General features: G+C 67.4%; 11 protein-coding genes. 6 read left to right on the top strand and 5 right to left on the bottom strand.

All coding sequences use genetic code 11. From position 1 onward, the window contains the following. Window positions 1–8: 8 nt before the first annotated feature. Window positions 9–779, top strand: a complete 771-nt coding sequence (locus M9917_RS19405) for a TetR family transcriptional regulator (RefSeq protein ID WP_367273941.1) — start codon at window positions 9–11, stop codon at window positions 777–779. Here M9917_RS19405 and M9917_RS19400 read toward each other — a convergent pair. Next, window positions 776–1,987 (bottom strand): MFS transporter, encoded by a 1,212-nt coding sequence (locus tag M9917_RS19400; RefSeq protein WP_297256461.1) that lies wholly within the window; start codon window positions 1,985–1,987, stop codon window positions 776–778. The genes M9917_RS19405 and M9917_RS19400 overlap by 4 nt on opposite strands. An 86-nt stretch (window positions 1,988–2,073) precedes the next feature. Beyond that, the gene (locus M9917_RS19395) at window positions 2,074–3,384 is read right to left on the bottom strand and encodes a 4-aminobutyrate--2-oxoglutarate transaminase (protein WP_297256460.1); all 1,311 of its coding nucleotides are present in this window, start codon (window positions 3,382–3,384) and stop codon (window positions 2,074–2,076) included. Between the two features lie 195 nt (window positions 3,385–3,579). On the opposite strand from M9917_RS19395, the gene M9917_RS19390 reads away from it, so the two are divergent. Further along, entirely contained in the window at window positions 3,580–4,344 is a 765-nt protein-coding gene (locus tag M9917_RS19390) for a cupin domain-containing protein (protein ID WP_465246391.1), read from the top strand. A gap of 118 nt (window positions 4,345–4,462) precedes the next feature. Here M9917_RS19390 and M9917_RS19385 read toward each other — a convergent pair whose 3' ends face one another. From M9917_RS19385 to M9917_RS19375, 3 genes are all read right to left on the bottom strand, one after another. Beyond that, window positions 4,463–5,311, bottom strand: a complete 849-nt coding sequence (locus M9917_RS19385) for a polysaccharide deacetylase family protein (RefSeq protein WP_297256457.1) — start codon at window positions 5,309–5,311, stop codon at window positions 4,463–4,465. 46 nt (window positions 5,312–5,357) lie between these two features. Next, window positions 5,358–6,128, bottom strand: a complete 771-nt coding sequence (locus tag M9917_RS19380) for an FCD domain-containing protein (RefSeq protein WP_297256455.1) — start codon at window positions 6,126–6,128, stop codon at window positions 5,358–5,360. 67 nt (window positions 6,129–6,195) lie between these two features. Beyond that, complete coding sequence (locus M9917_RS19375; RefSeq protein ID WP_297256454.1) at window positions 6,196–7,260, bottom strand: dipeptidase; 1,065 nt, start codon at window positions 7,258–7,260, stop codon at window positions 6,196–6,198. Between the two features lie 259 nt (window positions 7,261–7,519). Here M9917_RS19375 and M9917_RS19370 point away from each other — a divergent pair, with 259 nt between their 5' ends. From M9917_RS19370 to M9917_RS19355, 4 genes are all read left to right on the top strand, one after another. Further along, window positions 7,520–8,776: a M20 family metallo-hydrolase gene (locus M9917_RS19370; RefSeq protein WP_297256452.1), complete on the top strand. Its 1,257-nt coding sequence runs from the start codon at window positions 7,520–7,522 to the stop codon at window positions 8,774–8,776. A gap of 262 nt (window positions 8,777–9,038) precedes the next feature. Then, window positions 9,039–10,184 carry an ABC transporter substrate-binding protein gene (locus tag M9917_RS19365; RefSeq protein ID WP_297256451.1) on the top strand — a complete coding sequence of 382 codons (1,146 nt, stop codon included), beginning with the start codon at window positions 9,039–9,041 and terminating at the stop codon, window positions 10,182–10,184. Window positions 10,185–10,247: 63 nt separating this feature from the next. Then, window positions 10,248–11,120 (top strand): branched-chain amino acid ABC transporter permease, encoded by an 873-nt coding sequence (locus M9917_RS19360; RefSeq protein ID WP_297256449.1) that lies wholly within the window; start codon window positions 10,248–10,250, stop codon window positions 11,118–11,120. A gap of 4 nt (window positions 11,121–11,124) precedes the next feature. Further along, on the top strand, window positions 11,125–12,114 hold the full coding sequence (locus M9917_RS19355; protein WP_297256447.1) for a branched-chain amino acid ABC transporter permease: 990 nt from the start codon (window positions 11,125–11,127) through the stop codon (window positions 12,112–12,114). The last annotated feature ends 4 nt before the right edge of the window (window positions 12,115–12,118 follow it).

The raw sequence follows: 12,118 nt of genomic DNA, 5'->3' as shown, positions 1-12,118 counted from the left end.
TTGTTTTTATGTTGGTCCCTGCGGCATGCGCCACATATCCACGGGATGCCCGCTGCCGGCATTGCGGATCGGCAGGGCAACGCTGTATTGAGTCCGACGCCTCGGATTCGGCCGCAGCCGTCTTCACCTGTGAGCGCTGCTCTACGACGAGACGAATGGACAGACGCAAAGCAATCCGGCGGACCCAGGCCGAACGGTCTGAGGAAACCCGCGAGAAACTATGTCGCGCTGCCCTCGATGCGATGACCGATGTGGGCTATGGGCGCTTCGCGACCGATGACGTGGCCAGGCGGGCCAATGTCTCGCGCGGCGCGCTCACGCACCAGTTCCCCAGCCGCAACCATCTGATCATCGCGGCCTACGACTATTTGCTGACGTCCTGGGAGCGGGACTGGGCGAACGACACCATTCACGCGGGACATATGACGCCGGTCGAGCTCACCGACCTGCTCTGGACCAAGCTCTTTCATTCGACGCAATATGTCGCCAGCCTCGAGATCATGCTCGCCGCCCGCAAGGACGACGAGCTGGGCAACGGCATCCGCGCGATCATGGTCCGGTGGACCGAGCATCGCGACAAGCTGACCGCCCACCTCCTCGGCGCCAGCCCGAGCGACGAGAAGGTGAAGCACTTCGTGCAGCTGACCCTGTGCGTCCTGCGCGGCATCGCGCTGCATCACAATTTCAGCACCGACGGCGGCGCAGGGTTGCAGGACAAGCTCCTGGCGGACTGGAAGGCCCTGGTGGCCGGGCAGTTCAAGTTCCCGGCGGGCCGCTAGATCGTCCGTCGTCGACGCCCGAACAGGGCGATCGCCGCGCCGCCGGTCACGAAGGCCGCCATCACGGCGAAGCCGGCTTCATATCCCCCCGTCGCGGCGAGCACGGCGCTGAACAGCAGCGGGCCGAGCAGCACGCCGAGGAAATTGATGCTCACCGCGCCGCTGGTCATGACCCCCGCCCGGCCGGCCGGCGCCAGGCGAGCGACCTCGGCATAGAGCACCCCGTTCCAGCCGAGCGCCGTGGCGCCGAAGAGGCACGAGACGACCGCCATCGCCCAAAGCGGCCAGGCCGGCGTGAACACCGCCACACCGACCGCGCAGAGCGCCATGGCAAAGCCGAGCCCGACGACGACCGTGAAGGGAGCAAGCAAGCGATCGGCGATCCAGCCAAGGGCGAGCCGACCGACGATGCTGCCGATCTGGCTTGCCCCAAAGATCCAGCCCGCGGCCGAAAGCGACAGGCCCTGGCGTTCGACGAGATAGACCGGCAGGAAGGCCCCGAGGCAAAGCTGCATGCCGGAATAGGTGAAGGAGGCCGCCATCATGCGGCGCAACGTCGGAATGCGCAGGACATCGGCGATCGGCTCGAAGAAGCGCGGCGCCCTGGTCCGGCCGGCAGGCTCGCGCACCTCGGCGAAGGGAAGCGTCGCGGCAAGCAGCAGGCAGGCGACGATCGAGCCGCCCGTGAGCGCGGTGACCGCGCCCTGCAGGGACAGCGCATCGACGAGCGGCGGGACGCACAGCCCCGCGACCAGGCCGCCGAGCGGCGCGCCGGTCTGCTTGAACGAGAAGATCAGGTTGGCATAGCGCCGTCCGGTGCCGGCGCTCAGGACATGCGACGTCGCGGGCACGACCGGGCCGTAGCCGAGGCCGATCACCAGCGCGCCGAGGACGAGCATGGCGAGCGTCGAGCCGAGCATCAGCGACAGCCCGAGCGCGCTCAACGCCACGCTGATCAGGCTCACCTTCAGCGGGCCGATGCCGTGCAGGACGCGCATGCCTCCAAAGGTCGCCGCCAGGGCGCCGACATACATGAAGAACGGGTAGTAGCCGACGAGCGCGCCGCTCCAGGAGCGGCTGGCGGCGATCGAGGGCGCGAGCACCGGCACGGAAAGGGCGATGAAGGAACTGAGCGCCTGGACGACGAGGCACAAAAGCGCGATCGCCGCGACCCGCCAAGGGCCCGGCTCGGTTGCAGCGGCAGACATCCCCAGATTCGCCCCGGTGCCCAGGCTATGTGCCCGGGCAGAGATATGTCATCGCGAGACCGTCGTCGATCCCGTGGTCGAGAGGCTCAAGCCTCGGCAGCGCATTCGCGCAGGCTCGCCTCGAGGATGTCGAGGGCCTCCGAGAACAGGGCGTCACCGATCGTCAATGGCGCCAGGAACCGGATCACATTGCCATGGACGCCGCAGGTCAGGAGGATCAGGCCCTTCTCCAGCGCCCGCAGGCGGACCCTGTTGGTGAAATCGGGTGCCGGAGTGGCGGTGCCGGGCAGGTTGAATTCGACCGCGTTCATGAAGCCGGGGCCGCGGATGTCGGCGATCTGGGGCACCGCCTCGACGAGCGACTGCAGGCGCTGCTTCAAGCGGGAGCCCAGCGCCTCCGCCCGCTCGCACAGATGCTCCTCGGCGATGACGTCGAGCACCGCATTGCCGGCCGCGACGCCGATCGGATTGCCGCCATAGGTTCCGCCGAGGCCACCGACGCCGGGCGCATCCATGATCTCGGCGCGCCCCGTGACCGCCGCGATCGGAAATCCGCCGCCGAGGCCCTTGGCCATGGTCGTGATGTCGGCGGCGACGCCGGCGCGCTCCATCGCGAACATGCGGCCCGTGCGGGCGAAGCCGGTCTGGACCTCGTCGGCGATCAGCATGATGCCGTGACGGTCCGCCAGCGCCCTGAGCTCGGCCAGGAAGGCGCGCGGCGCCTCGTAGAAGCCGCCCTCGCCCTGCACGGGCTCGACGATGAAGGCGGCGACGCGAGCGGGATCGACATCGGCCTTGAACAGCTTGTCGAGCGCGGCGAGCGAGGCTTCCGCCGTGACGCCGTGCAGCTCGACCGGGAACGGGATGTGGTAGACCTCCGGCATCATCGGGCCGAAGCCGACCTTGTATGGCGCGACCTTGCCGGTCATCGACATGCCCATGAAGGTGCGGCCGTGGAAAGCGCCGGCGAACGCGATCACGGCCGATCGGCCTGTCGCCGCGCGCGCGATCTTCACCGCGTTCTCCGTCGCCTCGGCACCGGTCGTGACGAAGATGGTCTTCTTGGCGAAAGCGCCGGGAACGAGCGCGTTCAGCCGCTCCGCCAGCCGGACATAGATCTCATAGGGCACGACCTGGTGGCAGGTGTGCGTGAAGCGATCGAGCTGCTCCTTGACCGCGGCGATCACCCTGGGATGCCGGTGGCCGGTGTTCACCACGGCGATGCCGGCCGCAAAATCGATGTAGCGGCGGCCTTCGGCGTCCCAGATCTCGGCGTTCTCCGCCCGGTCCGCATAAATCTGCGTGGTCACGCCGACGCCGCGGGAGATCGCGGCGCTCCGGCGGGCCTCCAGGGTCGCGTTCGATGCAGCCCTATCCGTTGTGGCGACGTTTGACATGAGAACCTCCGAAGGACCCCGACACCCGCTGCAGGAGTTCAGCCGACTTTAATTTTCTTGCATATTTTCTGCAAGAAGACAGAGTGGCTGCGCACAGGCTTTGGCCATAGCTTTCGCGGGCGAGCGGCCTTAGGCTCGCGCAGTACGGGACCGGATGTGGAGCCTCTTCGATTTCGCATTGCCGAAGCGGCGAGGATGGCCGGCGTATCGGCTTCAACGCTGAGGCTCTGGGAGACGCATGGTCTGATCGAGCCGATCCGGACGGCTTCCGGCCAGCGCCTCTACAGCCGCGAGCAGCTCGACCGCTTGCGGGAGATTGCCTGGCTGCGGCGCGAGAAAGGGCTCAATCCCCCCGCCATCGCCGAGCGGATCCGCCATTCCGAGGCCGAGAGCCTGGCCCCGGCCGCAGACGCGGCGGCCCTGATCGGGGCCAAGATCCGGCGCCTGCGGCAGGCGGCCCAGCAAACCCTGGAAGAGGTCGCCCAGGCGACGGACATACCGCTCTCGGCCATCTCGACCTTCGAGCGCACCTCGCTGGGGCTGTCCTTCAAGACCCTTCACGAGCTCGCCCGCCATTTCGGCACGACGCTCGCCGCCTTGAGCGGGCAGGAGGACCATGACACGCGCGAATCGCTGGTGCGGGCGGGCGAGTGGACGGTCTGGCCCCCGACCTCGCCCGGCGTCACCGTGCAGGCGCTGGCCCGGGGCCAGACCCTGATGGAATGCCATCGCTTCGCGCTCGCTCCCGGCGCCTCCAGCGAAGGCACCTACCAGCATGAAGGCGAGGAGTTCATCCACGTGCTGTCCGGCAGCATCGAGATCGCCCTCGACGGCACCAGCTTCGTCATCCTCAATGCCGGCGACAGCCTCTATTTCGAAAGCCGCAGGCCGCATGCCTGGCGCAACGCCGCGGATGCGCAGACCGTCCTGATCTGGATCAATACGCCCGCCAGCTTCTAGAGCATCGGACCGAAAAGTGGATTCCACTTTTCGGAAAAATCCGATGCTCCAACAATAAGATAGATCATCGTTATCGCGTCCGATAGGACGCGCGATGATCTAGGGTCGCCGTTCAGACCTAGCCGATCTGGTATGGCTCGCGCCGCTCGGGATTGGCCTGAAGCCAGGTTCGCGCGATCTCATCGCCGGTGGCCACCCAGACGCCCTGATGGGACAGGATGAACTCCAGCATGCGCCGCAGCAGCGCGATGCGGACGGGACGCCCTATCACCTGGGGGTGCAGGACGAGATGGAAGAATCCGCCCTTGCTGTAGATCTCGGTGAATTCCTCGCTCCATATCTCGAAAATCTGGGAGTTCGGGAAGATCGGCCGCGGCTGCGCGCGCGAGAAGAGCGAGTAGCACGCGTCGTCGATGTTCCAGTGCCAGGGCAGCTCCACCGGCCCCAGCGAGCCATCCTTCAGCACCGTCCGATACGGATCGATCTGGTCCATCAGGGTGGCGTCGTAGGTGAAGCCGTGCTCCTGGAGCAGCTCCATCATGTTCGGGCTGGTTTCGCCGGCGGGCGAGGCATAGCCGCTCGGCTTGACGCCATAGCGCGACTTCAGGACGGACAGGCCGCGCTCCAGCTCCTCGCGCTCCCTCTCCGGGAATTTCGGGTCGATCCACTGGTGGGAATAGCCGTGATGGGCCACCTCGTGCCCGGCCGCGAGGATGGCTTCCATCCGGTCGACATATTTCTCGGCCGTCCAGCCGGGGACGAAGAACGTCGATTTCAGCTTGTATTCCTGAAGCACGCTCAGGACGTTCGGGACGCCGACCTTTCCGCCGTAGGTGCCCATCGACAAGGTGCCCGGGCGCTCCCAGTTCGCCGGATCGCGCGATGTCCAGAGCGTTTCCGCATCGAAATGGATCGCGAGCAGAACCGCGATCCGTGCCCCGTTCGGCCAAGGCTGTTGCGTGTGCATGGTCTCGTTCCCCCTGTTCAGGCGTCAGGCCGGCAGGCCGACAGGCTCAGCACGCGACCAGCCGGGGCCTGCGGCCTCGGGCGGAGGCCGGCGCGGAGGCCGATCCGGCGATCTCGATGATCCGGTCGATATGCTCCCGGGTCAGGCGCTCCGCCGCCGCCATGTCCCGATCGTAGAGGGCCGCCACGATGTCCTTGTGATCCTGGTCGAGGCGCGCGCTGGCGCCGGTGCTGTCCGAGCGCCTGTGGAATTCCAGCTTCTCGCCCGGCCTTTCGTTGGTCTCGAGCAGCAGCTCCGCGACCGCGGCGAGCATGCGGTTATGGCAGGCCCTGGTGAGCAGCCCGTGGAACACGCGCGAATACCGGACCCGGCCCGCCCCTTCGGAGCAGGCACAGAGATCGGCGGCCCGGCTGATGCCGTCGATCTCCTCGCGCGTCGCCCGTGCGGCGGCCAGGCGCGCCGCCTCGGGCTCTATGGCGCGGCGGGCATGGAGCATCTCGAGCAGGTCCTCGCCGCGGGTGATCTCGGCGGCGGCGGCGATCAGCGCGCTCGCCTCCGTCAGCTGCTCGCGCAGGCGCAGCTGAATGAGCTGGTCGCGGCCGGCCGCCGTCAACGTGCGGCCCTGGCGCCCGCGCGAGCGCGTCCAGCCGAGCTCGTCGAGCTCGCTCAGATAGCGCCCCGCCGTGGCCTCAGCCACGTCGATGCCGTTGCCGCGGAACACCTCGCCCAGCTTGCGCGCGCCGATCGGCTGGCCCGATTCAGCGAGCAGGGCGAGCGTGATCAGAGCCATTCTGTCGCTGTGGGTACGATTCGTCATGGCGGGCTTTCAGCCTCTGTCGACGGATCCCCCGACCGCACCGGCCCCGGCATGAACGCGCCCTCCCCTATGCGGCGGGCTTCCAGACACGCCCGAACAGCCTCATCAGATTGCCGCCCAGGAACTTGCGCACGTCATCCTCGGAGAAGCCCATCTTCAGCAGACCCTCCGTGACGTTGGGCAGATCGGCGTTCGACCGCATCCCGGCCGGATAGGTCCAGACGTAGCGCTGGACGGGCAGGCTGCCGACGATCGAGCTGCGCTCGTAGACCGCGGTGAAGACGGGCGGGTCCCAGTTTTCCATCAGGTCGGGGCCGATCGCGATGCAGTCCACGCCACCCTTTTCCGCGACATAGGCGATGTGCCGCAGCACATGCTCGATCGTCGGCCCCGGCTCGTCGCTCACCAGCCCGTCCAGGGCATGGAAGCCGATCACGCCGCCCGCCTTCGCGATATCCCGGATGAAGTGATCGGGCAGGTTGCGCGGGTGCGAACACAGCGCCCGCGCGTTGGAATGCGAGGCGGTGATCGGGTCGCTGGAGGTGGCGAGGACATCCTCCGTGCCCTTGTCGGACAGATGCGAGACGTCGACCACGATGCCGAGGCGGTTGCACTCCTTCACGACATTGACGCCGAAATTCGTCAGCCCGCCCGCGTTGCGCTCGCGGATGCCGTCGCCGAGCTCGTTGCGCATGTCGTGCGTCAGGCCGAAGCAACGCAGGCCGAGGCGGTGGAAGTTGCGCAGATAGGAGATTTCGCCCTCCAGCGGCGCTCCGCCCTCCAGGCAGATCACGACGCCGATCTTCCCCTCGCGCTTGGCGCGCGCGATGTCGTCGACGCCAAGAACGAGGGTGAAATGCTCCGAATCCGAAAGATCGCCATAGGTATGGTCCAGCGTGCGCATGAAGCGCTGGAGATGGGTCGTCCGGTACTGCGTCGCGGGCAGGTAGCCATAGGGGGCATCGCCGCCGATGTGATCGCAGATGACCGTCACGCCGCCCTTGCGCAGGGTGGGCATGTGCCGGCGCTCCAGAACCTTGCGCTCGCCGCTCTCGCGCCGCCAATCGACATCCGAGGCGATGATGTCGGAGTGGCCGACGATGACGATGGATTCACGGTGCAGGTCATGCATGGCGGCTCGCAGCCCCTTCGATCAGTACAGCAATTTTGATCGACGAGCATGGCGAGTCAACCGCCAGCCGCATCCAATTCCACTCCGTTTTCGCAGGATGCGCGTTGATGATGCTCCCGATGTCGATTGACAGCGAAAAAAGGCACACTCAATATCATTCATCAGCGCTGATGAATAAGCGCGGGTGACGCTCGACGGGATCCGCAAGATGGCCAGATCGCCCGCCAGGCCGATACCGCCACCTCCTGGAACGACTGCAATGCGCAACATGACAATTGACGGCGACCGGCTCTGGTCGACGCTCATGGAAACCGCAGCGTTCGGCGGGACGCCGAAGGGCGGCATCCGGCGGCTTTCCCTCACCGACGAGGACAAGCTGGTCCGCGACTGGTTCGCCAAGGCGTGCCGCGCCGCCGGCTGCAGCGTGACGATCGACCGGCTCGGCAACATGTTCGCGCGCCGGCCGGGGCAGATCGACACGCTGCCGCCGATCTGCATCGGCTCTCATCTCGATACCCAGCCGACGGGTGGCAAGTTCGACGGCGTCCTGGGCGTGCTCGCCGGGCTCGAGGTGCTGCGGACGCTGGAAGACGCAGGCTACCGCACCAATGCGCCGATCGAAGTGGTCAACTGGACCAACGAGGAAGGCTCCCGCTTCGCGCCGGCGATGCTCGCCTCGGGCGCCTATGCCGGCGTGTTCGACGTTCCCTCGGTGCTGGCCCGCAAGGATGCCGCCGGCATCAGCATCGAGGCGGAGCTCGAGCGGATCGGCTACGCCGGCGATCAGCCGGTCGGCGGCCGGCCAATCTCCGCGATGTTCGAGCTTCACATCGAGCAGGGGCCGATCCTCGATGCCGAGGAACTGGATATCGGCATCGTCACCGGCGTCCAGGCCATGCGCTGGTACGAACTCGTGCTGACCGGCAGCGACGCGCATGCCGGCTCGACCCCGATGACCATGCGCCGCGACGCGCTCGTGGCGGCCAGCGACATCGTGCGGCTCGTCCGCGATGTGGCGCTGGCCCATGCACCGCTCGGACTGGGGACGGTGGGCCTAATCGAGGCGCGGCCGGGCTCGCGCAACGTCATTCCCGGCGAGGTCTTCCTGACCATCGACCTGCGCCACCCCTCCGACGACGTGCTCGAGCGCATGGAGGCAGAGCTTCTCGACCGGGCCCGCACGCTCGCCGCGGCGGCCGGCATCGGGCTTCGCAGCGAACGGATCTGGAAGGCGCCGGCCATCGCCTTCGACCCGGCGCTGAACCAGCATGTCCGCGCCACGGTCGAGCGCCTGCGCCTGTCGCATCGGGAGATCGTCTCGGGGGCCGGCCATGACGCGGCGAACATCGCCAAGGTCGCGCCGACGACCATGATCTTCGTGCCCTGCCGGGACGGCATCAGCCATAACGAGGCCGAGGACACGAGCCCCAAGGCCTGCGCCGACGGCGCCGCGGCGCTGCTGGGCGCCGTTCTGTCCTTCGACGCCACCCTCCAGGCCGGAGCGCCGACGGCCTGACCTCACCGGCCCGCAGCGGAGGCCAGGTCACCAAAATGTCGTTCTCGATGATCGGACCATCCCATCGGGCGTCCGAACGGGCCGGCGAGGCCCGCTGCGACGCCGCAACGCAAGGGACGCGAGCCGGCCCGGCAGCCGGATGCAAAAAAATTCGGCATGACCGCCCGCTTTTTTGCTCCACAGCCACGGCAGGCGTGTTGACTTCTGTCGACAGAAAGCAAGAATTGCCTTGTTGAACAACCTTTCAGCTGGAGCCTTCCCCATGCGCAGACGAACATATCTTCTCGCAACCGCGGCGCTGGCCGCAGCGCTGGCCGCGACCCCCGGGCTCGCGGCCGATCCCGTCAAGGTGGGTCTCATCATCCCGCTGAGCGGCGGCAACAGCCTGTCGGGCGCCGAGGTTCTGTCCGGCGTCACGCTCGCCATCGAGGAGTGCAACGCCGCCGTGGGCCCGAACGGCCGCCAGGTCCAGATCATCAAGGAAGACGACGCGGGCGTGCCGACGACAGGCGCCAGCGCCGCTCAGAAGCTGATCGAGCGCGACCGCGTCGTCGCGATCATCGGCTCGCAGACCAGCAACGTCGCGACGGCCATCGGCAATGTCGGGCGCAAGGCCAGGGTTCCGGTGGTGACCTCGGGCGCCGCCTCCTCGGACATCACCGAGACCAACACGGCCGGCGACCCCTGGATCTTCCGCGCCATGCCGGGCACCGGCGATCAGGGCGCCGAGAGCGCCAGCGACATGATCAAGATGCTCAATCTGAAGCGCGTCGCGATCATCTACGACAATTCGAGCTACGGACGGCTGCTCAACGACAGCTTCACCAAAGGAGTCAAGGCTCTCGGCGGGGAAGTCGTCGCCGCCGAGCATTACGAGCAGGGCGAGCAGGATTTCTATACGCTGCTGACCCGCGTCCGCGAGACCAAGCCCGACGGCGTGTTCATCGCAGGCCTGATCGCCGAAGGCGCCTCGATCCTGCGGCAGGCCCATGAGATCAACTTCAAGACGCAGTTCTACGGCTCGGGCGGCATGATCAGCAACAGCCTGCTGGACCTGGCCGGCCGCGAGGCGAGCGAGGGCTTCGCCGTCAACGTCATGTACGAGCCGAACACCAACAACCCTCGCGGCAAGGCGTTCGGCGAGCGGTTCCAGAAGCGGTTCAGCCTGCCCGGCAACACGCTGTCCGGCCATGGCTTCGACGTCGGCACACTGGTCTGCGACGCCGTCCAGCGCGCCAAGACCCTCGACGGCGTCGGCGTCAGGGACGCGCTGCGCACCTCGAACGTCGAGATGGTGGAAGGACCGGCCGGAACCCGCGTCAAGTTCGACGACAAGGGTGCCTCCTACTTCAAGCTGGGCACCGCGATCGTGAAGAACGGCGTGCGTACCCTGCTGCCCTATCAATAAACCGACCGGGGGGTGGCGGCGGACGCCGTCACCCCGACCGGGCAGACCCTTCGGGCAGGTACGATGGCGCTCATCGAACAACTTCTCATCAACGGGCTCGTCAGCGGCGGCGTCTACGTGCTCGTGGCCATCGGCCTGACGATCGTCTTCGGCGTGCTCGGCATCGTCAATTTCGCCCATGGCGAATTCTACATGCTGGGCGGCTATTTCGCGCTGATCTTCGCCACGGCGACCGGCATGCCGTTCTACCTCGCCCTGCCCGTGGCGATGCTGGGCGGGGCGATCATCGGCGTCCTCGCCGAGCGCCTGATCTTCCGGTCCGGCGGCGCCCAGCTCCAGGCCGACACCATCATCACCTCGTTCGGCCTGTCGATCGTGCTGCAGAACCTCGCGCTCCTGGTGTTCGGGCCGCAGCCGCAGCTCATCCGCTCCGGCGTGCCCGGCGGGGCGATGAAGCTGTTCAACGCCTATATCTCGACCCAGCGCGTCATCATCCCGATCGTGGCGCTCATCCTGGTCGTGCTGCTCCACCTGCTGCTGACCTACACCTGGACCGGGCGCGCCCTGCGGGCGGTCGCCCAGCAGCCGACCGTGGCGAAGATCGTCGGCGTCGACGTCAACCGCATCGCGATGTCCGCCTTCGCGATCGGCAGCGCGCTTGCCGCCGGCGCCGGCGCGCTGATGGGCACGGTGTTCACGATGGGCCCCTCGATCGGCGGCGCCATCGCGCTCAAGGCCTTCACCGTCGTGATCCTCGGCGGGATGGGCAATATCTACGGCGCCATCGGCGCCGGCCTGCTGCTCGGCATCGCCGAGAGCTTCACCGCCGGCTTCCTCGGCAGCCAGTGGCGCGACGCCGTCGCCTTCCTGATGGTCATCGCGGTGCTGCTGCTGCGCCCGAACGGCCTGTTCGGCTTTTCGGCGAAGAGGGCCTGAAGCGATGAGCGCCACCTCCTCCCCGGCGGCGGAAACCGCGGGCCCCGCGCCGCGCCGCTACGAACCGGCCCTCGTCTCCGTCGCGCTCATGCTGATGGTCGCCCTGCCCTTCCTGCCCGTGGGACAATACGGCATCCATCTCGCCGTCCTGGCGATGGTCTATGCCATCGGCGCGGGCGGCCTCACCGGCCTCATGGGCTATTGCGGCCAGTATTCGCTCGCCCAGGGCGCCTTCCTCGGGGTCGGCGCCTATACGGCGGCGGCGCTGACCACCAAGCTCGGCCTGCCCGGCTATGCGACCCTGCCCTTCTCGATTAGCGTCGCGGCCTTGTGCGGCATCCTGCTCGGCATTCCCTCGCTGCGGCTCTCGGGCCACTTCCTGGCGATCACGACCATCGCCTTCCAGGTGATCGCCTCGCTGATCTTCAGCCAGTGGTACACCGTCACGAACGGGCAGATCGGCATCGACAACATTCCCGGCATGCTGCCGGCCGCCATCCTCGACAGGGTCCAGCCGCAGGTCGCCCATTACTATCTGGTGCTCGTGCTCTGCGTGCTCGCCATCTGGCTGGTGCGCCAGCTCCTGAGCAGCCGGCTCGGGCGGGTCTGGCTTTCGATCCAGGGCGACGAGCTGCTCGCCAAGAGCCTCGGCCTCAACACGACGCGGGCCAAGCTCACGGCGTTCGCCCTCAGCGCGGGCTATGGCGGGGCGGCGGGCGCGCTCCTCGCGCAATACATGGGCAACACGCATCCGGCCGAATTCACCCTGTTCACCTCGATCACCCTGCTCGCCATGGTGCTGATCGGCGGCCGGCGCTCCGTCTACGGGGCGCCGCTGGGCGCCGCGATCCTGACGCTGATGCCGGAGCTGCTGCGCAGCTCCGACGAGCTGCGCCTGATCATCTACGGGCTTATGATCATCATCGTCTGCAAGTTCGCCCCCTTCGGCCTGCTCGGTGGCGCGATCGCCCGGCGTTCGCAATCGAGGACATGACGCC

This window comes from Bosea sp. (in: a-proteobacteria) (assembly GCF_023953965.1).
GTDB lineage: Bacteria > Pseudomonadota > Alphaproteobacteria > Rhizobiales > Beijerinckiaceae > Allobosea.
This window is presented reverse-complemented; position numbering and strand designations above follow the sequence as displayed.